This window comes from Silvimonas sp. JCM 19000, from assembly GCF_054652575.1.
In genome coordinates, this window is record NZ_BAAIHC010000026.1 from 24743 (window position 1) to 46284 (window position 21542).

Consider the following 21542-nt stretch of genomic DNA (forward strand, 5'->3'; position numbering starts at 1 on the left):
CGAACTCAGCTAGCTTGAGGACATAAAAGATGAGCAACGAACAACAGCAAGCCGCGCCGCAAAAGCCGTCGCGCCGTACTTTCCTGCTGCGCCTGGTGGCCCTGATTGTGGTGATCGCCGCCGTGGCGTGGGCGTTCTGGTATTACACCGTCGGCCGCTGGAACGAAGACACCGATGATGCCTATGTGCAAGGCAACGTGGTGCAGATCACGCCGCAAGTGCCGGGCACCGTCACCAGCATCGGCGCGGATAATGGCGCGCTGGTGAAAGTGGGCCAGCAACTGGTGGCGCTGGACCCCAGCGACGCGCATGTCGCCATGGAACAAGCCAAAGCCAATCTGGCCCGCACCGTACGCCAGGTGCGCGGTTTGTTCAGCAATGTGAGTAGCCTGCAAGCACAGGTGGCCGCACAGAACATCTCGCTGCAAAAAGCGAAACAGGATTACGAGCGTCGTCTGGCGCTGGCTAAAACTGGCGCAATTTCGGCCGAAGAACTGAGCCACGCACAAGATGCGCTGGCGACGGCGCAGTCAGCCGTTGCTTCGTACGAAGGCCAGCTCAGCACCAGCAAAGTACTGGTCGAAGACACCGTAATTGCCAGCCATCCGGACGTGCAAGCTGCTGCCGCCAAGCTGCGCTCGGCCTATCTGGATGACGTGCGCACCAATCTGCAAGCGCCGGTCACTGGCTATGTGGCGCAACGTACCGTGCAAGTGGGTCAACGGGTGCAGCCGGGCACGCCGCTGATGGCGGTGGTGCCGCTCAACCAGGTGTGGGTGGAAGCCAACTTTAAAGAAACCCAGCTGCAACATATGCGCATTGGCCAACCGGTGACGCTGAAGGCCGATCTGTACGGCGGCAGCGTGGAATATCACGGCAAGGTGGAAAGCCTGGGCGTGGGTACCGGTAGCGCGTTCAGTCTGCTGCCGGCGCAAAACGCCACCGGCAACTGGATCAAGATCGTGCAACGGATTCCGGTGCGCATCACGCTCGACCCGAAAGAACTGGAAGCGCATCCGCTGCGCATTGGTCTGTCGATGGCGGTCGATGTGGAACTGCATAACCAGGATGGCCCGGCGCTGTCGCAAACCGCCGCCACCACGCCGGTCTTTACCACCGACATCTACAAGCAACAACTGGCTGCCGCAGACCAACTGATCGCCGATGTGATCCACAGCAATCTGCCCACCACTGTCGCCAAGAAGTAATCGTCATGAGCCATCCGACGTTTCGTCCGCCCAACCAGGCGCTGGCCACCATCGGCCTGTGTCTGGCCACCTTTATGCAGGTGCTGGACACCACCATCGCCAACGTCAGCTTGCCCACCATCGCGGGCAATCTGGGCGTGAGCTCGGATCAGAGCGCGTGGGTCATCACGTCGTTTGCGGTCAGCAACGCCATTGCGCTGCCGCTGACCGGCTTTCTGACCCGCCGCTATGGCGAGGTAAAGCCGTTTGTGTGGGCCACGCTGCTGTTTTCGCTGGCGTCGTTCTTGTGCGGCATTGCGCAGAGCATGGGCATGCTGGTGGGTTTCCGCGCCCTGCAAGGCGCGGTGGCCGGGCCCATGTATCCGATTACCCAGGCGTTGCTGATCTCGATCTACCCGGCCAATAAACGCGGGCAGGCCCTGGCCTTGCTGGCGATGATTACCGTGGTGGCGCCGATTGCCGGGCCGATTCTGGGCGGCTGGATTACCGATAACTACTCATGGCCGTGGATTTTCTTTATCAACGTGCCGATCGGCATCTTTGCCTCGTGGGTGGTATCGGGCCAGATGAAGGGCCGGCCCGAGCGCCTGGAAAAACCGCGCATGGATTATGTTGGCCTGGTCACGCTGATTATCGGCGTGGGCGCGCTGCAAATCCTGCTGGATAAGGGCAATGATCTGGACTGGTTCTCGTCCACCTTCATTATCTGGCTGGCGATTATTGCGGCGATTGCGCTGACGGTATTCCTGATCTGGGAACTGACCGATAAAGACCCGATCGTTAACCTCAAGCTGTTCCGCCATCGCAATTTCCGCTTTGGCACCATCACGCTGGTGTTGGGTTATGCCGGTTTCTTTGGCATGAGCTTGCTGCTGCCGTTGTGGTTGCAAACGCAGCTGGGTTACACCTCGGTGTGGGCCGGTCTGGCCACCGCGCCAATCGGCGTGCTGCCGGTGATTTTGACGCCGGTGGTGGGCAAATACGCGCCGCGCTTTGATTTGCGCTTGCTGGCATCGATCTCGTTTGTGGTATTGGCGGGCACCTCGTTCTGGCGCGGTTCGTTTACCACCGATGTCGATTTCCACACCGTGGCGCTGGTGCAGTTGCTGATGGGGCTGGGCGTGGCATTCTACTTTATGCCGGTGCTGTCGATTGTGTTGTCGGATCTGCAACCGCATGAAATCTCGGCCGGTTCGGGCCTGGCCACGTTCTTGCGTACGCTGGGCGGCAGCTTTGCCGCTTCGCTGACCACGTGGATCTGGCAACGCCGCGGCACCGAGCATCATGCACGCTTGACCGAACATATCTCGATCTACGATCCGGCCACGCAACAAGCCATGACGCAACTGGGCCACGGCAATGTCACACAAGGCGCGGCGGTGATGGATCGCATCGTGCAAGGCCAGGCGATGATGATGTCGACCATCGACTACTTCAACATGCTGGGCGTGCTGTTCCTGTCGCTAATCTTTGTGGTGTATTTTGCCAAACCACCGTTTGCGCCCAAAGGCGGCGGTGCCAGTGCCGCGGCAGCAGGCGGACACTGAGCGCGAAGCGTGCTCCGGGCACGGCAAACCAAAGGCATCCATACGGATGCCTTTTTTTATGCGCCGACGGCCCGCTAGTCGTAATACACCGTCAAGGACATGCGCGCGTTTACGGTGCCGACCTCTACATTCTGATTGCCATGGGTGGCGACATAACGCGCGCTGAACGGGATATTGAACTGCTTGCCGTTGACCGTGCCCACCGCCAACGCGGTCGCGGGCGTCACGCCGCGCGTATCGGTGGAATCCGCCTGCAAGCGCACTGGCACGCCCGCATACAAGACCTGGATGCCAACACCACTGGCGGTGGAATACGGCGTCAGCCCAAGGACGTCGCTGCTATTGCCCAGGCGCACATTATCGCTAAGCACCACCGACACCCGTTTAAGGCTGCCGCCGCCGCCCGGACACGTCAGCCCAACCGTAAACGGGGTCAGTCCGATATTGGTTTCGTTATTCAAAAAGTAACGCAGCAAGGCGGTGTTCATCTGCACGCTCAGGTCCGGCGTAGTGACAGAACAGGTGGCGGGCGACAGATGCCAGCGCGCGTTACTGGCCAGATTGAACGCCACCGTACGCGGCGCGACGGTACCCGCGCTGACATCCCCATCGCCGCCCACCCACACCCCGGCCAGGGCCGCGCTGGATAGATGAAAGCTGGCGCGCAGCAGTTTGTCGTCGAGCTCGATCGGGCCGGTCTTGACCAGGCTATAGGTCAGCACCCACGGCAAGGTGTTGGCCAGATATTTGCCCTCCGCCAGCGCCAGCCGCGGGCCGCCGCTTTCCAGCACCACCCCCAGCAGCGTGCCGCGGGTTTGATCCACCAGCGCGCCGCTCAAGCGAAAACGAATGCCAATGCCCGCCTTGCCGGTGGGATAAACCCCATCCGCCCCGACCGGGGTATCGCCCATCCAGCCGATGCTGCCGCCGCCATCGCGACAATCGAGCAAGCCATAGCCGATGCTGCGCTGCCAGCCATTGGCCACGCTGGTGCTGGTCCACGTGCCAAGGCGGCTGCCTATGGCCTGATCCGGCTGGATGCGCACCGATCGGGCCACGATGTCCAGCGTGGTGCCGCGCCGGGCTGACGGCGTCATGCAGGCGGCCTGCGCCAGCAAGGGCAACAGCCAGAGCAAAGCCAGCAGATGACGCCCAGGCCGGAACAACATGGCGAGTCCTTTGCCGCACGCCGGCAAAAAGTAATAGCGGCACCGCATCAGCGTTCCGCCTGCGGCAGACAGTGCACAGCCAGCGTCGGCAAGGGGCCGGTGCGCACGGTCGCGGCATCGAGTTGATATTTCGCCATGCACTGGATGCGGTTACGCGAGCCCCAGCGCACATTCAGCACGCCCATCGCGGCCAGGCCACTGACATAGGCTTCGCCGCGCTCCCCCACCACGCCAGCTTCGTGGCCGCTGACGTCGTAGATTTGCGCGCCAAACGGCAAGGCCTTGCCCAGGCCATCCGTCAAGGTCAGCAAGGCCTTCTGCCCGATGCGACTGGCAAAACTGACGCGGACCAGCGCACCCCGAGTGGGAACGACGCTGCTGATGGTGTCCTGCATTTCCACGCTGTCGTTGCGGCGCGCCGAGGATGGATCAAGTTCGATGCGATTGGCCCGATAGGCCGCCAGATTCGGCACGATGGCGTAACCGTGGCCATCGGTACGCACGCCCGGAAAAGACGCCACCGCCACATCGGGCGCGCCGTGGGTATCGATCAGCGCGGCGGTGTCGCCCAGGGCGTGGCCCAGCGTGATGCCGCCGCCATGCACCGCCACGCTGCCAGACAGGCTCAGGCCCAGTTGCTGATAGGCCGCACCGGCGCTGATGCCGCCACCGACCGTGGCATAACGCCCGGCAAAACTGAGCGTGCCATCGCCACGCCCGGCACCGGCGCCATGATGCGCATTGAGGGCGTAGCTCAGGGTGCGCTCGGCCAGCGCGGTGCCGTTAATGCCGAGTTGTTCCGATATCCCGCTCACGCTGTCGTGCAGCACGCTGCTGTTCAGCGTCGCCGTGCCCAGGCTGCTGCGGGCGGGCGCGCCAAACGGAATCGACAGGTTGGCGCTGACTTGCCGCGTTGCCCCTCCGCCCCCATTGCGGCCCTCGGTGTAATACACGCCGAGGGCATACGGGCCGACGGCCGTGCTATAGCCCAATTGCGCCGACAGCGCGCGCGGCCCGGCGTGATAGGACTGCTGCGTCACCGCAGCGTACAGCGCGCCCATGCGTCCGAGCGACTGGCTAAGGTTGCCCTGCAACTGGATTTTGCGGGCGCCCAAGCGCGCCAGATCTTGCATATGCTCGTGCGGCTTGCCGGTGCGCTGTTCCAGCATCGCCTCGGCAAAACTGCGATAACCAGAACTGGAATAACGCGTGCCGAGTACCCGCAGATTCAAACCATTGCCAAACACCTTGCCGTACAGCATACGTACCGACTGGCCGCTGAGCGCGGCACCGCTGGCCGACCAGTTGGCCAGCGTGCTTGATTGCGCCAGGTCGAATGACAGCGCGCCCAATTCGCCCAGATTCTTGCCCAGCCCGAATATGGCCGCCTGATATTCATAGGCGCCCAGCAAGCCGCCGTACACCGTCAGATCAAACTGCATGCCGCGCGTGGCCGTGGCCTGGCCAAACCAGGACCCATGTTGGCGTGCCCCATCGCGATAGCGGCCAAAGGTGGCGCTATAGCGGAAGCCGCCCTCGCGCACCAGCGCCGGCAACGAGGCAAATGGCGTAACAAAGCGGGTTTCGCGGCCGTCGGCTTCGGCGATGGTGACTTCCAGGTCGCCGGTGGTGGCATTGGGCAGGTTATCGATGGCAAATGGCCCCGGCGCCACCAGGCCACTATAGATTTCAAAGCCGCGCTGGCGAATGCTGATGCGCGCATTGGTCTGCGCCACCCCGCGCACCACCGGCACATAACCTTGTTGCTCATCCGGCAGCATGGCGTCGTCCGAGGCCAGTTGCAGGCCGCTGAACGCCACGCCATCGAACAGGTCGGCTGGCGTGACGGCCTGGCCCAGCGTTAGCCGCGCCTGCACGGGCGCAATATCGCGCTGGGCGTAGTTATCCAGCGCCTGCACGGTATTGGCTTGGCCGCGACTGCTTTGTGCATTCAACGTTGAACGCAGCCGCCACGCACCCAGATTGAGGCCAGCCCGCGCGCTGGCATAGGCGGTATCGCTGCGCACGCCAGCGGCGCGGCCGCTGGCCGCATTGACGCTGTATTCCAGCAAGCCCGCGCTGGTGCCGTTATCCCACTGCGCCATGTTGGCACCGCGCGGGGGCCGGGACATCCAGACTTGCGGCACTCCGATTTCCAGGCGTTGCTGCAGCAGATCAAAATTCACGCTGGCTTGCGGGATCAGCGCGGGCAAATCGACGCAATCGGCCTGGTCGGGCGTCGCGGCCACAGCGTGTTGCAGGTCTATGCCCCATTGTTGCAGCAGCGCGCGGCTGAGGCAGGGTGTGGCATCAGACTGGCTATCCGCAGCAGCCACAAATTGCAGATCGCGCACCGTCACCTGGCGGCCATTGAGCCAGACCTCGGCGCGATACAGGCCCGGCTGTACCACATTGCGTTCGGCATAGCCGGAGATATCCACATTGCTTTGATCTTCCGGACTGCCCAGCTGCAAAAAGCCGGGATCAAAGCCCAGGCTACGCGAGGGCTGCAAGGGCGCGGCGGGTGCGGGCTCTGCCGCCAGCGACAGTGGCGCGCCGAGCGTCAACAACAGGGCAGAAACCAGGCGACCGGGGACAGTCGCAGCCGCGTGTGCGGCCAGTTCAGACTGAGACATCGCGCGTCGTCTCTATGGCGCGGTAGCGGCGCGCTGGGCGCGAACCTTGAGCGGCACGCTGGTGCCGCCAAAGTCATTCATGCTGCTGAAAGTCACCTCGACGCTGGCGCCGGTATGGGCCGGCAGCGCATAACGCAGGCTTTGTTGTGGCAACACCATATCGTTGCGCAGGGCCACGCCATCCGCGCTGGCATCCACCACCGTGACGGCATAGGCGGACGGGTTTTGCACCTGCAACTGCAGCGCGCCGGCGTCATCGCGCAACACTTGCCATTGCAATTGAGCGGCTGCCGTCTCCACCTCGCCCGCCAATTGCGCCGGGCGATAAAACATTTTGATGCGCGTGCGAATGGCAATCTGCAAGACGTTTTCAGTATCGGCGCGCGGCGGAATTTCTTTGACGTTTAAAAAAAACACCGATTCGCGGTCTTGCGGCAAAGCGCTGGTGTCAGTGGGGATAATCTTGAGCACCATACTTTTTTTGGCATCCACGCGTACCAAAGGCGGCGTAACCAGAAAGGGCGCTTTCTGGCCGGATTGATCTTCCACCCATGATTGCACCAGATAATCGCGGTTATCGTTGTTTTGTAGCGGCACAGCCAAAGCCTGAGCATTGGCCTCAAAGATCACTCGAGTACTGCTGAGCGTAATGCCGGCCTGGACCGGAATCGCAAGCATTAATCCGCTATAAAGCGTGATCAGCATGGCAATCAAACGCGGACCTGCAAACATGGTTCTTCCTGGCTAGATAATTGAATTCAATGCGCGACGGCGGGTGGGATTAAAGCGCAGCAGGCGCGCCGGCGCCTGCTGCGCTGCGGACTATTTACTGATAACTCACCGTGAATTGCGCCTGCGCATTAGCAGGACCGGTGGTAACGGCGGCGGCGGTCTGGATATAGCGTGCGCCAAATTGCAGAGTGTTGGAGCCGTTATTCAGGTTGGTGGACAGCGAGTCGTAGCCCAATAGCACCGGGCTGCCGTCCGGATACAGCAATTGCACTGCTACGCCCTTAGCCACGCCGATATCAGGTGTGAGTTTGATATGTTCGCCATCGGGCGTGGCGTCAAAACGGATGCTGGTTTTGGTGTAGGTGCCCACGGCGCAATTCTCCAGCACGATGGGGAATTTCTTGGTGGTTACGGTGGAGCCCACGCCGGTAAAACCCGTTGATGCGACTGCGCCAAATTCAACCAACTGGTCTTTTGTTTCCACGCTGATTGAGCATGGCGCGTCCACCACCGATCCTTTGAAATTAACTGTGCCGTCATAGGCAAAGCCGTAACTGCTAGTACATATCGCTGCAATTGCAATTGCAGATTGAGTGAGACGTGCAATTCGGTTTTTCATGATGCGATCCACAAGAGAATTTGAGAATAAATAAGAAGCCACTGAAACCGGCGTGGTGGCGCGCTGAATAAGACCATGCCGACCACACGCGCTCGCATAGGACAGCTCCCAATTAATCCAGCACCGCAGTGACGGTGCTCACTGCCAAAGGTGGTGCCAATATCTGCGGGTGCCGCAGGCAAAAAAAGCGGCATTTACCGCCGTTCAGCGCCAATGCGTGTGGCATAAACCACAATCCGTCGGCGCCGTCTCGTCGGCGTGGCCAAGTCCGGGCAGAATCCGAATCAGCAAATTTTGATACGTTAGCTTACAAAGACTGGCCAGCCGCTGCGCCCTGCCCGACCGGCATGGCAATTTTTGCTTGCCACCTCTGTAACCTGGCCACAACTTTTATGATCAACCTCGTTGTGCTGAGCCCCTGCCCCCATGGCCTCTACTGCGCTTGCAGAAGCCCGCGTTCTTGCCGCTGACGATTCGCCCACCGTGCGGCAATCGCTGCGGCTGACGCTGTCCACCATCGGCATCACCCGCGTCGACGTCGCCAGCAGCGTGGGAGAGACGCGGCGGCGCCTCAAGAACGGCAATTACGACGTGGTGTTGTGCGATTACGATTTTGGCGGCGGCATGAACGGGCAGGAATTGCTCGAAGAATTACGCCGCACCGGCGAACTGCCCTTATCGACGATCTGGTTCATGATCACGGCCGAAGCCTCGTATGAACGCGTGGTGGCGGTGGCCGAAGTGGGTCCGGACGACTATTTGCTCAAGCCATTTACCGGTGCCAGATTGTCGGATCGGTTGCGCAATGCATGGGATCGCAAACAAGCGCTAAAACCGTTGTATGAAAAGATTGCCGACGATGACATCAACGGCGCAATCCAGATTGCGCGCGAATTAATGCCGCGCGCCGACGCGTCTTATCGCAATGATTTATTGCGGCTGTTATCCAGCCTGTTGCTCGAAGCCGGACGGCTGGATGAAGCGCGAACCTTGTACGAAGAAATCCTGAACAAACGCGTGGTGCCGTGGGCGCGGCTAGGCCTGGCTAAAGTGTTTAATCGACAAGGGCGCAAAGAACAGGCCAATACGCTGTTGAATACGGCAATCAGCGAACACGCCAATTACGTGGATGCGTATGAGGAGCTGGCGCATTCCTATCTGGCGGAAGGCCGGCTGGAAGATGCAATGGGCGTGTTCGACCAATGCCTGACCATTTCGCCGAACAACGTCTCGCGCCTGCAAAAGGCCGGCAATCTGGCCAATATGCTGGGGCAATCCGATAAAGCGCGCGCCTTACTGGAAAAAGCCGTGGCCTGTGGCGGCAATAGCAGTGCCCTGGCGCCGGAGACCGTATTGCAATTGGCGCTGGCGGCCAAACGCGGCGGCGTGGCAGCCGATGCCGATAAATATCTGCGCACGCTGGTGGATGTGGCGCGGCGTGATGGTGGCGTCAATAGCCAGGTGGTCGGCATACTCGCGGCCGCTATCTTTGGCGGTAAAGCCGATGAATTAAACAAGATCGAGCCGTTTTTGCATCACCCCGAATTCACGCTGGAATTGGCGGTTAATCTGATCATGACGGCCGATCTGGTTTGCCCACCCACGGTGGAGGGCGAGCGCCCGGCTCCGGGCATACCGCCGTGGCGCTGGCTGCAGGCGCTGGCACAACGTTTTATCACCACGCGCCAGACTTCCGGCGTGCTGGAAAGCGCCGCCAATCTGCGCCCGGCCTGGAAAGACTTTATCCAGCGTATCGGCCAGGACGTGATCGATCTGAACAACCGCGGCGTGCAATTGATGATGCGCAACGCGGTCAGCGAATCCGTGGGTTTGCTGGTCGAAGCGGCCGAGCGCACGCTCAACAGCCGCTTGATGTTGTCGGCCGCGCATGCACTCAATCGCTATCTGCAATCCGGCACGGTAGAGGCCAGCGAAAAACGGCGCTTGCTGCATCTGGCCGATCAGTTTCTGGCGCGTTTGCATGGCTCGATCGGGCACGATGTGCTGTTCAAACTGCGCGAAGATCTGGGGCTGAATAAATAGCCCCGACTCAGCCTGGCGCGCAGGCCTGACTGAACGCCTGGGCCAACAGCGCCATCACGCTACGGATCGGCGCCGCCCGATACAGATCAGGATAAGTGACCAGCCACATCTCACGTTCGGGCGCAGGCAATGGCGCGGGCAAACGCTGTAGCTCGGGCTCGGCGTCGCCAATGAATTGCGGTAAGGCCGCCACGCCCAGGCCACCGCGCACCGCGGCAATCTGCGACGCCAGATCGCTCGCCTCAAACACCAGGGCCTTGCCCTGCGCCAGTTGGCGCAACCAGCTTTGCTGCGTGGTGTTTTCCAACGGCGCGTCGTAGCCGATAAATTGCCAGTCTTCTGCGGGCGTGCGGGCGTAATCGGCGTTGCCGTAGAGCGCAAACCGCATGATGCCGACGCGCTGCGCGATCAGTTCCGGCTCGGTCGGCCGCGTCATGCGCAGTGCGATATCAGCCTCGCCCCGGTCCAGCGCCACCGTCTGCGCCGCCCCGCTCAGTACCAGTTTGATATCGCGATGTTGCTGGCAAAACGTCGCCACCTGGGGCGCCAGCAGCCAGCTGGCCACGGCCGGTGGCGCGCTGATGCGCACCGTGGTCCGGCTGCGGGCTTGCAGATTGCGCGCATGCCGCGCCAGCGTTTGCGCCTGCTCGGCCATGCTGGCGGCCTGCAGCGCCAAAGCGCGCCCGGCGTCGGTCAGCACCGTGCTGCGCGGCAGCCGATCAACCAGACGCAAGTCCAGCGCCTGTTCCAGCGCGGCGATGCGGCGGCCGACGGTGACGTGATCAACGCCAAACTCACGCGCCGCCGCAGACAGCGAGCCGCTGCGGGCGTAGGCACAAAAATAGTGGATATCTTGCCAGTTCATCTTGCGCAGTATTGCACATGCCATGCGCGCCTATGGTGACTATATGCACCTGCGGCAGGGGCGTTTAATGGCGACGTTCATCCACTCTGCATGAGGTACTGCCATGACCGCTGCCGTTGTTATCACCCAACCGGGCGCCCCCGACGTCCTGCAATTAATTGATCAGAGCGTGGCCGAACCGGGGCCGGGCGAGGTCCGCATACGCCAGAGCGTGGCTGGCGTTAATTTTGTCGATATCTATTTCCGTCAAGGCCAGTACCCGCTGGCGCACTACCCTGCCGTGGCTGGCTTTGAGGGCGCGGGGGTTATCGAGCGCGTGGGCGCAGGCGTGAGCGGCTGGCATCCCGGCCAGCGGGTGGCGTATATGGGTGCACCCATGGGCGCCTATGCCGAAGTCCGTAATTTGCCCGCCACTGCGTTGATTGCGTTGCCCGACCAGCTGGACGACCACACCGCAGGCAGCAGCATGTTGCGCGGTCTGACTGCCTATATGTTGTTGCACCGGGTGGTGCCGTTGCAGGAGGGCGACTGGCTGCTGGTGCATGCTGCCGCCGGGGGCCTGGGCCAGTTATTGACACGCTGGGCGGTGCGCAAAGGCATCCACGTCATCGCCACAGTAAGCAGCGCGGCCAAAGCCGACATCGCCCGCGCCAACGGTGCCGAACAGGTGTTGTTGCACAGCCAGCCCGACTGGCCGCAGCAAGTGCGGGCACTGGCCGATGGCGTGGGCGTGCATCTGGCGGTGGATGGCATAGGCGGCGCCGTGTTGCCCGCCACCTTTGGCGCAGTACGGCCGTTTGGCACCGTGGCCAATATCGGCCAGGCCGGTGGCGCGGTGGCACCCGTTGATATCAAAACCATGGGGCCGATTGCCTTGGCCAAGCCCAGCGTACTGGCCTTTGCCACGCACGTCGCGTGGTATCAGCAAGGTGCGCAGGTGTTGCTGGCCGAATTGGCGCAGGGTTTGCACAACCCGGTGGGCCACGCTTATCCCATGGCGCAGGCGGCTCAGGCACATCGCGATCTGGAAAGCGGCAAAACCACCGGCAGCGTGATATTGACGCTGTAATCATCCGGTCGGTTAAAACAACAAAGACGGGCCAGGCGCCCGTCTTTTTTTGTAATTTTATTTCGTAATTGGCGGCCTTTAATGGCGCCGGGCAGTTAAATGCATAGCGGGGTCAATTAGCGCCAGGTTCAAAGGCTGGCTTTTGGCTATATATCTAATTAATGCCCGCGCCGTGGTTATGCTGGTGTCATGAGGCTGAAAGCCGCATCCGGACTGGGTTAAGCCTGCCCCTAAAGACCCTACCGTTTGTGTGATTACTGCCTTGAACCAGCGAAAAAGTCGTTGCAACACTTTCAATGATTGAGGCTCTCAAACATAATCGCGCGCTTATATACGCACGCCGGCCAGCAACATCGCCGATTGACGGGAGTACCAATGGATTTTTTTAAACAAGCTTATATCGAGCTTGAAAAAATTGCGTTCAACACGCTAAGCCGCAAATTCGCCAGCCTGTTTATTCTGGTGTTGCTGCAACTGGCTTTTGTCTATGTGGCGTGGTCAAGCGGGCAAGATATTCTGGCCGAATTGCAGCGCCAGCAAGTCAGCCCCGCCGCCAGCGCGGCCTTGCAGGCCCGCGTGCATACATTGCAACAACTGGCTTTATGGGTAGGCGTGGCCTCCTTTGCCTTGACCGCCTTTATGGTCTGGTATTTGCGCCATCTGGTGGTACGCCCGCTCAAAACCATGATTGCGGCGCTGGACGAAGCCAATAGCGGCACCGGCGATTTGTCGCGCGATATGGCGACCATGACCCATGACGAAATCCACCAATTGGCCAATAGCTACAACCGCTTTTTGCAGCGGCAACGCGAGATGATTGCCGCGGTGCAATCGCTTACGGTCAAGATTGCGGTGGAATCCACCCGCTTGCTTAAAAATGTGGATGATTCCAGCGCCAGCACCGCCAATCAGGCCCGCTTTGCGCAGGAAGTCCAGGACGAAAGCAATGCCGCCGCCGCCAATGTCGATATGGTGTCGCACGAAACGCGCGGCATTGCCGACAGCACCGAACAAAACCTCGAACTGGCGCGCACTTCGACCGCCGAATTGCGTGCCGCCAGCGCCAGTATCAGCGGCATCACCGCATTGCTGGACGACTTTAATAAAGTGGTGACCGAGCTCAAAGATCGCTCAGTCGGCATTAAATCAATTGTCGGGTTTATCAAGGAAATTTCGGATCAAACCAATTTGCTGGCATTGAATGCCGCCATTGAAGCCGCCCGCGCCGGCGAAACCGGTCGCGGCTTTGCCGTTGTTGCCGATGAGGTGCGCAAACTGGCCGAGAAAGTACGCGTGGCCACGGAAGAAATCGGCGGCAATATGGATTCGATGCTGCACGAAGTCGACAATATCCACGTGCATACCCAGCGCATCAACGCAAGCACCGACACCACGCGCACCGGCATTATCAATGCGTGCGATCACTTCAGTACCATGGTGGGCGATTTTGAAACCACCAGCCACAGCCTGAGTGGTATCGCCACCCATTTGCAGGCCGTGGCCGATAACAATGCCGGCACCAATCGGCGCGTGGCGCAAATTCATGCTGACGCGGAATCAATCAGTACCCGCATGGTGCAAGCTTCCACCGCCACGCGTGATCTGGCGGTCTTGACTGAACGCGTGCAAGAAATGATCGGCACCTTTGTCTTGGGGCATGGCGATCTGGACCATGTAATTAATCGAGCGCTTAAAGCGCGCGATGTATTGCAGACGCGAATGCAGGCGCTGGCCGATCGCGGTATTGATTTGTTCGATCAGAATCTGACGCCTATCCCGGGCACCAAACCGCAGCAATATAACGCGCGCTATATCGACGCCATGAACGAGCAATGCCAGCCGGAATGCGATCAGCTGGTGCGCGATGTCAAAGGCGGCAAAGTGGCCTTTATGTTGAATACCCAGGCGTTTTGCCCGGTCAATAACAGCTGGTTCAGCAAACCACCCACCGGCGACGCCGATAGCGATTTGCGCACCAGCCGCAATAAGCGCATGTTTAGCGACGCGTCCGGCAAACGTGCCGCGGCCAATACCCAGCGCTTTTTGTTGCAAACCTATATGCGCGATACCGGCGAAATCATGACCGAAGTAGATTTGCCGATTTATATCAGCGGCCGCCATTGGGGCAATTTGCGCCTGGGCATCGACGCCAGCCAATTGCTGGGCTAAAGCGCCGCCGCATCGGAAACGCCCGGACACGGCAAGCCTGGATGGCCTACAGGCAACTCGGCCAGATGACGCTACTGGCCGCGCTGCGCTGCAGCAATACTGGGGACACATTAAAACGGAGTACCCGCTATGTCCCTGAAGAAGAATGCTGTGATCGCCGCCCTGTTTGCCGCCAGTCTTGGCGCCGCCCTGCCCGCTACTGCCGCTGTTGCTGGCCGCAGCACGCTGGGGGTGACCGTCGAGCAAGAACAACTGATCGTTAATGGCTGGAGCGTGAAGAAAAGCGTGCTGGGCAAGGACGTCTACAACGACCAGAACGAGAAGATCGGTAAGGTCGAAGATGTGATCGTGGCCCCGGACAAGTCGCTGTCGTTTGCCGTGATCGGCGTGGGCGGTTTCCTGGGTGTGGCGCGCCATGACGTGGCCATTCCGGTGGACCAGTTCACCACCAACGACGGCAAATTTGTACTGACCGGTGCCAGCAAAGACGCACTCAAGGCCTTGCCGAAGTTTGAATACGAAAAGCAGCCGAAAAAATCCAGCTAAGCCAGCTTTAACGCGTAATGCGCACGGCCCCGGTCACAGGGCGCGCGCACTCCTCTGATAAGTGGGAACGCAAAAACGGCGCAGACTCCGCAAGGAGCTGCGCCGTTGGCTTGCCAGCGCGGCGCATACGCTTGCACCATAGCCGTTTTCCTTGCCCGCCAGATTAGCCCCATGACGCCCATCACCACCGAACGCCTGACCCTGCGCCCGATTACGCGCGACGACGCCGGATTTATCGTGCAATTGCTCAACAGCCCGGGCTGGTTGCAGTTTATTGGCGACAAAAAAGTCCGCAATGAAAGCGATGCGCAGCGTTATATCCAGGACGGTCCGCTGGCCATGTACGCCGCAACCGGCTTCGGTTTATGGGTGATGGTGCGGACTGACGATGGCGCACTGCTCGGCATGAGCGGACTGATCAAGCGCGCCGGCCTTGATGACGTCGATCTGGGCTACGCCCTGTTGCCACAATTTGAAGGCCAGGGTTACGCCAGTGAAGCCGCACGCGCCTGGCTGGCGTGGGGCCGCCAGACAAAAAATCTGCAACGGGTGGTGGCGATTACCGATCGCGAGCACATTGCCTCGGGCCGCTTGCTCCAGCGCGTCGGCTTTGTATTTGAGCGCGTGATCGAAATTCCCGGTATCGACCACCCGCTCAATTTCTACAGCATTGCTTTATAGGGCGGTCGCGTCAGCTCACAACATGCGGTCCAGCACGCCATTACGTGACACAAACTGATGTTTGAGCGCCGCGGCAACATGCAGCAACACCATGCTGGCCAGCGTCATGCAGCCTATCCGATGCGCCACATTGAAGGCATGCGTCATGGCGCCTTCTTCAAACGGCGTGCGGATCGGGATGGTCCAGAACAGGTTGTAGCCGTGCGGCACCATCACAAAACCCGTAATCAACACCCAGGCAATCAGGCCGTACAACACGTTGTGCGCGATGTGCGCAATTTTTTGCTGCCTGGTCGGGATGCTGGCGACGGGTTCGGGCTCGGTGCGCACCAGCTTCCAGATCAGCCGTAGCGGAAACAGCATGATCAGCACGGTGGCCAGCGACATATTCATTTGCGACAAGAAAGAATGCAGCATCGGATTGGTGACGATATGCATCGAATAACCGGCCACGCTGGCGTAAATGATGGCGACTGCAAACACCCAGTGCAGCGTGCGCGATAACGCGTCGTAACGCTTGGGGGCCACTACCGGGGCGGCATCGAGCACGTCACATTGGCCGCAGTCGATGCAGGTGGCATTAAAAGCAATCTGTGCATTTGCGATAGTCATGGCAATACTCCAGCAACGGGGCGGCGCCGCTGGCGTGGCCACACAGTTGCAAATCAACAGGAATCGAGAGGAATCAAAGCGCAGTAGATTTTATGGCGCGATCAAGTCAGGCCGATTACTCGGCGCGCTTGCGCCAGGCCAGCGCGGGCAAGGGTTGTCGCTGCGCCGCAACCGCACCGACACGACGGCGCACCGGGGTACGGCTGGCTTTGTAGCTCTTGGCACGATGGGGCTTGAACAGCATGGCGATAGTCCTTGAAGAAGGCCGGGATTTGATAAGGCGCATCTTCGCGTGTCTGCCCAAGGCTGTGTACCAGGACGGCTCCTGGTAAAAAATATTCAATAAATACATAGGGTTACGCTGTAATCTGAAAGCAGAAAACTGACAACCCTGTTGGGATTTGTAAGGGAATTTTCTTACAGCGGTAAACCTATTGGGCGGGTCTAGACCTATCGGGCAAAGTGGGCAGAGAAAAAGGAAACGTTCGCGTTTTTGTTAGTCGGCTTTGAATGGTGGGTCTAGACCCACCCTATGCGCTGTGGCCGGGGTAGCGCGGAAATGCTCAGCTCCGCCAGCGTTTGAGCGCAAAGAACGCCACTGTTGCGGTAAACACGGCGACGATCGCCACCACGATCCAGAAGCCATGCGCGTGTTGCGCCAGCGGGATGCCGCCGACGTTCATGCCGAGCAGCCCGGCAATAATATTGAACGGCAGCGCCAGGACCGTGACCACGGTCAGTACGAACAGGCTGCGGTTGTCCTGTTCATTGATGCGTGCCGCGATCTCTTCCTGCAGCAACTTGATCCTTTCCTGCAACGCGCTCATGTCGTTCAGCACGGCGGCAAATTCTTCGGTGGACTGGCGCAAATCGAGCACATCTTCTTCTGCCACCCAATGCGGTGGCTTGTTCAGCAAGCGGAACAAGGCTGCCGGTTCCGGCGCCAGTAGCCGCTGCAGCCGCACCATCACCCGCCGCAACGCGCCCAGATTAACCCGGCGGCTTTGCAGCCGTTCGGCCAGCAAGCGGTCCTCGATATTGTCGACCTCGATCACCGCGTCGCGCACGATCTGCTCCAGCACTTTGACCTGCAAGCTGAGCAAACGCACCATCAAATCCACCGGTGAACGCAGGATTTCGCCTTTCTTGACCGCCTCGCGCAAACGATCAATCGAACGCAGCGGCCGCGTGCGGGCGCTGACCACCAAGCGGCTTTCCAGACTGACCCACAAGGTCGAAATGTCGGTGGCCTCAAACGAGAACTCAAACAGCACATCATTCATCACCGCCAGCAGCGCATCGCCCTCTTGCTCCACGCGCGAGGAGCGGCTGGCTTGATGCAGCGATTCATGAAACGCCTCCGGCAAATCCAGATGTTCGCGAATCCAGCGTTCAGTCGACGCTTGCGACAAATTCAGATGGAGCCACAAAAACCCCTCGGTCTGCTCGGGCGGCAAAGCCAGCCACGCCAGCGCCTCGGCGGCGTCTACCGGATGCGGCGTGGTGGCAGGCGAGCACAAAAATCCGCAGACCAGCCCGGCGGATTCAATGGCATAAGGTTGGGCAGTATTGAGCAGCATGCGGCGAGGCTACCGGCGATCAAAGACAGCTATGTTACAACCGCGCCTGGCTGTCGTGGCGCTGGCGCGGTGGTATGCTCGCGCGCAACAGGCTCGCGGAGTTTTCCCATGTTTGGCAGCACCGTACTTGAAGTCATCGCCGGTATGGCGTTCTGTTATTTTTCGGTCAGTCTGATTGTGAGCAGCGTTAACGAGGCCATCGCCAGCTTCTTTAAATTACGCGCCAATACGCTGCTGGATGCGGTCAAAGACATGCTGAACGACCCGCAAATGGGTGGGCTGGCCCTGGCGTTGTACAACCATGCGCGGGTCAATCCGCTGGGCGATGGCAAGGCAGCCACGGCCGCCGACCTTAAATACAAACCGGCGTATATCCCGTCGCGCCAGTTTGCCAGCGCGCTACTCGACATCCTGCGCCAGAGCCAGCAACAAAATGCCGTGCCCGAGCTGACCGACACCATTGCGGACCCGCAATTGCGCACCTTTCTGGCTGGCGTGCTGCGCGAGGCCCAAGGCGAAGAAGCGCGTGTGGTGGCGGGTCTGGCGCAATGGTTTGATCACAGCATGGAACGCGTGAGTGGCCGCTATAAACAGCGCCAGCAAATCATCACTTTCTTTGTGGCCATGGCGCTGGCGGCGCTGCTCAATGTGGATAGCCTGTATCTGTTTCATACGCTGTGGACCAATGGCAGCATCAAGCCCGAGTTGTACCAGAATGCCAGCGCCGACAATGCGGTGCAGGCGATTCAGAATCTGGCCAGTCTGCCCTTGGGCTGGACGGATACCCGGCTGGCCTCGCTGCATCATTTTGGCGGCATTTTGCTGATGCTGTGTGGTTGGGGGGTGACGGCGCTGGCGGCCATGTTTGGCGCGCCGTTCTGGTTTGATTTATTGCAGAAGATGATCGTGTTACGCGGCACCGGCGCCCGGCCCGATCTGGCGCAACCGGCAGCCGATCAGACCGTCGCGGTGCAACGCATTCCGGCCCCGCCGCAACCGGTGGCGCCGGGTGTGATCGACGGACCGGCGCAATAAGGCCGTCGCCCCGCCACATCTGCAGCAGCGGACTGGGCTGCCTTTAGCCGAGGCCCGGCCGCGACACCACGGGCTCTGGATCTTCGCGGCCCGCCGTGGTGCGTGGCTGCGAGCGCGTGCGGCTTTTGCTCTCGATATAGGCGCGCAGCGGACCTTCTTCCCACGGCGGGTTCTCGCCGAAATGCTCCACCAGCAAATCGATAAAAGTGCGTAATTTGGCCGAGACAAATGCGCGACTTGGATACACCGCGTAGACGTAAATCGGAGGGCGGGGATAGTCGAGCAAAACCGGTACCAGGCGGCCGGCGTGGATATGTTCTTCGATCAGAATCGTCGGCTGCACTGTAATGCCAAGGCCCGCGAGCGCGGCTTCCACTGCCATTTCGCCGTTGTTCACCCGCAACCGCGGATCAATCGAAATTGAATACTTGCCATCCGGGCCGTCGAACACCCAGGCATTGCCGTTGTTGGTGTAGGTGTAGGTAATGCAGTGATGGTCGACCAGATCGGACGGTTTTTTGGGCGCGCCATGCTTGGCCAGGTAAGCCGGCGACGCCACAAACAATAAATTGATCGGGCTGAGCCGGCGCGCCACCAGCGTGGGATGCGGCGAGGCCGAAATGCGGATGCCCATATCAAAGCCCTCTTCCACCAGATCGACCACTTTGTCGGTGAGCGACAAATCGACCTTCATATGCGGATAGCGCGCGTAATAGTCGCTGAGCACCGGCGCCAGGTAATTGGTGCTGAAGGCGGCCGGCGCACTTAATTTGAGCGTGCCGCGCGGGCTGGCCGAGGCCTGGCTCAGCATGGCCTCGGCGTCTTCCAGATCATGGATGGCTTGTTGACACCGCTCGAAGTACACGCCGCCCGGCCCGGTCAGGCTCAATTTGCGCGTGGTGCGATTGAGCAAACGCACGCCCAGATGGGTTTCCAGATGTTTGACATGCTTGCTGACCATGGCCGTGGACAAGCCCATGCGCTCGGCCGCCGCGACAAAACTGCCCAGGCTGGCCACCTGGTTGAACACCTTCATGCTCAGCAACGTATCCATACTTTGTTAACCCACAGGAAACAAACAATATCCGGTATTGATATTTATCAATATATGTCGCGTCAATATGATGCAGTCCATCGATGCCGCAAGCATAGCGGCACCAAAACAAGACAAAGGAGCACCATCATGAACAAGTTTGCAACCAACATCGCTGTGGTCACGTTTGCTTTCGCCGGTGTGCTCGGCGCCGCGCAAGCTGCTGATGGTCTGGCACAGTACGCACAACGCGCTACGCACCCGATCGAGCAGTCCAGCGACGCCAGCACCGGCGCCGGCAAGGCCAGCTACGCCTTCCGCGCCGTGACCCCGGCCACCGTACCGGCTGCTGCCCCGGCCACTCAGGTCGCTACGCCGAAAGCCGCTGCGCAAAAGACCTCGGCCATTAACGGCATGACGCAATATGCGTTCCGCGCCGTAGCACCGACCACGCTGTAATTGCTTTGCGGGTGATCCTCGCACTGCAGACCAGGGCCGCTTTCGAGCGGCCCTTTTTATGGGCGCGAGCAGTTACACGCGTAATGGATAGTGTGGTTTGTATTGTTAAATTACAAGAAAGAAAAAGGCAGCCGAAGCTGCCTTTATATATAAAAGTGGGTTGATCGCTGGCGGCCGACGCCATGCGCCGCAGTCCGGCATGGCGGGGGTCGAGACCCACACATTAACGCCGACGACCAAACTGCAGCGCTTTGCCACGCCACTTTGGCTGGTGGGTCTTGACCCACCCTATCGGATAGTGGCCAAACAGCCGCCTGTTGCAGTGGATGGCTGGAGCGCGCCCGATGCATTGCGCGTTACGGCCCAGCCGATCAACAGGTTTGCAGGCCCAGGCTTTGGTCAGCCAGCCCCAAAGGCAGCGGCGCGTTACGCGCATCCAGAAAAAATGCAGCGGCGGCATCGGCGTCCAGCGTGCTGCAACGCAATATCAAAGCGCCCCAGTTACCGCCATTGGCGCTGTCTTCCATCAGTTCAGGTTCACGAATTCGGCTATTCATCTGGGCTCCCGGCATTAAAACGACCGTTTGCTGGATTCTAGCCTTCATGCTGCATTGCACAATCGCCGCCGGGCGGATGGTCAGAGCGCGGTGTCAGGTGCTGCGCTTTGCTTCATCCATCAACCATTGCCGGAACACGGCAAACGCATGACTCTGCGCCGCGTGCTGCGGAAAGATCAGGTAATACGGCACGCGCAACGACACTTCCTTGCCCAGCGGGCGCACCAGACGCCCCGCTGCGATGTCGTATTCCACCAATATCTGTTGCCCCAGCGCGATGCCCTGCCCGTCTATGGCCGCCTGCAAGGTCATTTGCGCATCAGAGAAAGCCGGGCCGTGGCTGGCATCTACCTGCGCGGCGCCCGATTCTTCCAGCCATTGTTGCCAGTTGGGCAGATGCGACTGGCGCTGCTGGCTGCGCTCGTGCAACAGCGTGTGGCGCGACAGGTCCAGCGTGTTGCGGATCGTAGTCGCAATAGCCGGATTACATACAGGGAATACCGTACTTGAGGTAAAGCGCTCCACCACCAAGTCGGGCGCATCCACCTGGCGGTGGTCGATGGTGATGTCGTTGCGCTGGTAATCGCGGTCAAAGTCGGACGACACCTCAACCCGCACATCCGGGTGCAGATTCAGAAAACGGTACAAGCGCGGCACCAGCCATTTCGTCCCTAAAGCGGGCGGCACTGCCACCCGCAAGGTGGTGGTCTTGTCATCCAGCAAGGCGTCGGTGGCCTGCTGCAAGGCCCTGAAAGCCTCACGCACCCGTGGTAAGTAACTTTCTCCTGCCATCGTCAGGCTTAGCTGATTATTCCTGCGTTCAAACAATTGCAGCCCTAAAAATTCTTCGAGCTGCTTGATCTGATGGCTGACTGCCGCATTGGTCACATGCAATTCCTGCGCCGCCTGCGTAAAGCTGGTCAAGCGGGCGGCGACCTCAAACATGCGTAATGCGTTAAGCGGAGGTAAACGTCGGGGCATG

Annotated in this window: 20 protein-coding genes; 9 read left to right on the top strand and 11 right to left on the bottom strand. The window is 60.2% G+C overall.

Translation table 11 applies throughout. The features are described 5' to 3' along the window. Positions 1–29 precede the first annotated feature (29 nt). Together ACYQ1A_RS18350 and ACYQ1A_RS18355 are read left to right on the top strand one after the other, a co-directional pair. Positions 30–1208: an HlyD family secretion protein gene (locus ACYQ1A_RS18350; RefSeq protein WP_499364295.1), complete on the top strand. Its 1179-nt coding sequence runs from the start codon at positions 30–32 to the stop codon at positions 1206–1208. A 5-nt stretch (positions 1209–1213) separates the two neighbouring features. Then, the gene (locus ACYQ1A_RS18355; protein ID WP_499364298.1) at positions 1214–2755 is read left to right on the top strand and encodes a DHA2 family efflux MFS transporter permease subunit; all 1542 of its coding nucleotides are present in this window, start codon (positions 1214–1216) and stop codon (positions 2753–2755) included. Between the two features lie 74 nt (positions 2756–2829). Here the strand turns inward: ACYQ1A_RS18355 and ACYQ1A_RS18360 are convergent, their stop codons facing one another. The 4 genes from ACYQ1A_RS18360 to ACYQ1A_RS18375 all read right to left on the bottom strand — a co-directional run bounded on the left by ACYQ1A_RS18360 (position 2830) and on the right by ACYQ1A_RS18375 (position 7911). Then, on the bottom strand, positions 2830–3924 hold the full coding sequence (locus ACYQ1A_RS18360; RefSeq protein WP_499364300.1) for a fimbrial protein: 1095 nt from the start codon (positions 3922–3924) through the stop codon (positions 2830–2832). 47 nt (positions 3925–3971) lie between these two features. Beyond that, positions 3972–6560 carry a fimbria/pilus outer membrane usher protein gene (locus ACYQ1A_RS18365; protein ID WP_499364303.1) on the bottom strand — a complete coding sequence of 863 codons (2589 nt, stop codon included), beginning with the start codon at positions 6558–6560 and terminating at the stop codon, positions 3972–3974. 12 nt (positions 6561–6572) lie between these two features. After that, positions 6573–7292, bottom strand: a complete 720-nt coding sequence (locus tag ACYQ1A_RS18370; RefSeq protein ID WP_499364306.1) for a fimbrial biogenesis chaperone — start codon at positions 7290–7292, stop codon at positions 6573–6575. A 94-nt stretch (positions 7293–7386) separates the two neighbouring features. Next, positions 7387–7911, bottom strand: coding sequence for a fimbrial protein (locus ACYQ1A_RS18375; protein WP_499364368.1), 525 nt, complete (start codon positions 7909–7911; stop codon positions 7387–7389). Positions 7912–8337: 426 nt separating this feature from the next. Between ACYQ1A_RS18375 and ACYQ1A_RS18380 the strand changes: the two genes are divergently transcribed. Beyond that, a complete protein-coding gene (locus ACYQ1A_RS18380) occupies positions 8338–9954 on the top strand; it encodes a response regulator (protein ID WP_499364309.1) in 1617 nt (538 codons plus the stop codon). A gap of 7 nt (positions 9955–9961) precedes the next feature. Here the strand turns inward: ACYQ1A_RS18380 and ACYQ1A_RS18385 are convergent, their stop codons facing one another. After that, entirely contained in the window at positions 9962–10819 is an 858-nt protein-coding gene (locus tag ACYQ1A_RS18385; RefSeq protein WP_499364311.1) for a LysR family transcriptional regulator, read from the bottom strand. A 103-nt stretch (positions 10820–10922) separates the two neighbouring features. Here ACYQ1A_RS18385 and ACYQ1A_RS18390 point away from each other — a divergent pair, with 103 nt between their 5' ends. The 4 genes from ACYQ1A_RS18390 (at position 10923) to ACYQ1A_RS18405 (ending at position 15284) form a co-directional block, all read left to right on the top strand. Further along, the gene (locus tag ACYQ1A_RS18390; RefSeq protein ID WP_499364313.1) at positions 10923–11888 is read left to right on the top strand and encodes a quinone oxidoreductase family protein; all 966 of its coding nucleotides are present in this window, start codon (positions 10923–10925) and stop codon (positions 11886–11888) included. A 375-nt stretch (positions 11889–12263) separates the two neighbouring features. Continuing rightward, complete coding sequence (locus ACYQ1A_RS18395) at positions 12264–14057, top strand: methyl-accepting chemotaxis protein (protein WP_499364315.1); 1794 nt, start codon at positions 12264–12266, stop codon at positions 14055–14057. 129 nt (positions 14058–14186) lie between these two features. After that, positions 14187–14603: a PRC-barrel domain-containing protein gene (locus ACYQ1A_RS18400; RefSeq protein ID WP_499364316.1), complete on the top strand. Its 417-nt coding sequence runs from the start codon at positions 14187–14189 to the stop codon at positions 14601–14603. Between the two features lie 171 nt (positions 14604–14774). Continuing rightward, a complete protein-coding gene (locus ACYQ1A_RS18405; protein WP_499364318.1) occupies positions 14775–15284 on the top strand; it encodes a GNAT family N-acetyltransferase in 510 nt (169 codons plus the stop codon). A 15-nt stretch (positions 15285–15299) separates the two neighbouring features. Here ACYQ1A_RS18405 and ACYQ1A_RS18410 read toward each other — a convergent pair whose 3' ends face one another. The 3 genes from ACYQ1A_RS18410 to ACYQ1A_RS18420 all read right to left on the bottom strand — a co-directional run bounded on the left by ACYQ1A_RS18410 (position 15300) and on the right by ACYQ1A_RS18420 (position 17476). Next, positions 15300–15896 (bottom strand): cytochrome b, encoded by a 597-nt coding sequence (locus ACYQ1A_RS18410; protein ID WP_499364320.1) that lies wholly within the window; start codon positions 15894–15896, stop codon positions 15300–15302. 115 nt (positions 15897–16011) lie between these two features. Beyond that, positions 16012–16140, bottom strand: coding sequence for a hypothetical protein (locus ACYQ1A_RS18415; protein ID WP_499364323.1), 129 nt, complete (start codon positions 16138–16140; stop codon positions 16012–16014). Between the two features lie 319 nt (positions 16141–16459). Further along, complete coding sequence (locus ACYQ1A_RS18420) at positions 16460–17476, bottom strand: transporter (protein WP_499364325.1); 1017 nt, start codon at positions 17474–17476, stop codon at positions 16460–16462. Positions 17477–17584: 108 nt separating this feature from the next. Here ACYQ1A_RS18420 and ACYQ1A_RS18425 point away from each other — a divergent pair, with 108 nt between their 5' ends. Beyond that, complete coding sequence (locus ACYQ1A_RS18425) at positions 17585–18511, top strand: hypothetical protein (RefSeq protein WP_499364327.1); 927 nt, start codon at positions 17585–17587, stop codon at positions 18509–18511. Positions 18512–18554: 43 nt separating this feature from the next. Here the strand turns inward: ACYQ1A_RS18425 and ACYQ1A_RS18430 are convergent, their stop codons facing one another. After that, the gene (locus ACYQ1A_RS18430) at positions 18555–19565 is read right to left on the bottom strand and encodes a LysR family transcriptional regulator (protein WP_499364329.1); all 1011 of its coding nucleotides are present in this window, start codon (positions 19563–19565) and stop codon (positions 18555–18557) included. 129 nt (positions 19566–19694) lie between these two features. Here ACYQ1A_RS18430 and ACYQ1A_RS18435 point away from each other — a divergent pair, with 129 nt between their 5' ends. Further along, complete coding sequence (locus tag ACYQ1A_RS18435; RefSeq protein ID WP_499364331.1) at positions 19695–20003, top strand: hypothetical protein; 309 nt, start codon at positions 19695–19697, stop codon at positions 20001–20003. A 371-nt stretch (positions 20004–20374) separates the two neighbouring features. Here ACYQ1A_RS18435 and ACYQ1A_RS18440 read toward each other — a convergent pair whose 3' ends face one another. Together ACYQ1A_RS18440 and gcvA are read right to left on the bottom strand one after the other, a co-directional pair. Then, on the bottom strand, positions 20375–20560 hold the full coding sequence (locus ACYQ1A_RS18440) for a hypothetical protein (protein ID WP_499364334.1): 186 nt from the start codon (positions 20558–20560) through the stop codon (positions 20375–20377). Positions 20561–20653: 93 nt separating this feature from the next. After that, positions 20654–21541, bottom strand: a complete 888-nt coding sequence (gcvA, locus tag ACYQ1A_RS18445) for a transcriptional regulator GcvA (RefSeq protein WP_499364337.1) — start codon at positions 21539–21541, stop codon at positions 20654–20656. Position 21542 lies beyond the last annotated feature (1 nt).

Coding starts and splice junctions, on each gene's coding strand:
- ACYQ1A_RS18350 (WP_499364295.1), top strand. CDS start 30: ATGAGCAACGAACAACAGCAAGCCGCGCCGCAAAAGCCGTCGCGCCGT.
- ACYQ1A_RS18355 (WP_499364298.1), top strand. CDS start 1,214: ATGAGCCATCCGACGTTTCGTCCGCCCAACCAGGCGCTGGCCACCATC.
- ACYQ1A_RS18360 (WP_499364300.1), bottom strand. CDS start 3,924: ATGTTGTTCCGGCCTGGGCGTCATCTGCTGGCTTTGCTCTGGCTGTTG.
- ACYQ1A_RS18365 (WP_499364303.1), bottom strand. CDS start 6,560: ATGTCTCAGTCTGAACTGGCCGCACACGCGGCTGCGACTGTCCCCGGT.
- ACYQ1A_RS18370 (WP_499364306.1), bottom strand. CDS start 7,292: ATGTTTGCAGGTCCGCGTTTGATTGCCATGCTGATCACGCTTTATAGC.
- ACYQ1A_RS18375 (WP_499364368.1), bottom strand. CDS start 7,911: ATGAAAAACCGAATTGCACGTCTCACTCAATCTGCAATTGCAATTGCA.
- ACYQ1A_RS18380 (WP_499364309.1), top strand. CDS start 8,338: ATGGCCTCTACTGCGCTTGCAGAAGCCCGCGTTCTTGCCGCTGACGAT.
- ACYQ1A_RS18385 (WP_499364311.1), bottom strand. CDS start 10,819: ATGAACTGGCAAGATATCCACTATTTTTGTGCCTACGCCCGCAGCGGC.
- ACYQ1A_RS18390 (WP_499364313.1), top strand. CDS start 10,923: ATGACCGCTGCCGTTGTTATCACCCAACCGGGCGCCCCCGACGTCCTG.
- ACYQ1A_RS18395 (WP_499364315.1), top strand. CDS start 12,264: ATGGATTTTTTTAAACAAGCTTATATCGAGCTTGAAAAAATTGCGTTC.
- ACYQ1A_RS18400 (WP_499364316.1), top strand. CDS start 14,187: ATGTCCCTGAAGAAGAATGCTGTGATCGCCGCCCTGTTTGCCGCCAGT.
- ACYQ1A_RS18405 (WP_499364318.1), top strand. CDS start 14,775: ATGACGCCCATCACCACCGAACGCCTGACCCTGCGCCCGATTACGCGC.
- ACYQ1A_RS18410 (WP_499364320.1), bottom strand. CDS start 15,896: ATGACTATCGCAAATGCACAGATTGCTTTTAATGCCACCTGCATCGAC.
- ACYQ1A_RS18415 (WP_499364323.1), bottom strand. CDS start 16,140: ATGCTGTTCAAGCCCCATCGTGCCAAGAGCTACAAAGCCAGCCGTACC.
- ACYQ1A_RS18420 (WP_499364325.1), bottom strand. CDS start 17,476: ATGCTGCTCAATACTGCCCAACCTTATGCCATTGAATCCGCCGGGCTG.
- ACYQ1A_RS18425 (WP_499364327.1), top strand. CDS start 17,585: ATGTTTGGCAGCACCGTACTTGAAGTCATCGCCGGTATGGCGTTCTGT.
- ACYQ1A_RS18430 (WP_499364329.1), bottom strand. CDS start 19,565: ATGGATACGTTGCTGAGCATGAAGGTGTTCAACCAGGTGGCCAGCCTG.
- ACYQ1A_RS18435 (WP_499364331.1), top strand. CDS start 19,695: ATGAACAAGTTTGCAACCAACATCGCTGTGGTCACGTTTGCTTTCGCC.
- ACYQ1A_RS18440 (WP_499364334.1), bottom strand. CDS start 20,560: ATGAATAGCCGAATTCGTGAACCTGAACTGATGGAAGACAGCGCCAAT.
- gcvA (WP_499364337.1), bottom strand. CDS start 21,541: ATGCCCCGACGTTTACCTCCGCTTAACGCATTACGCATGTTTGAGGTC.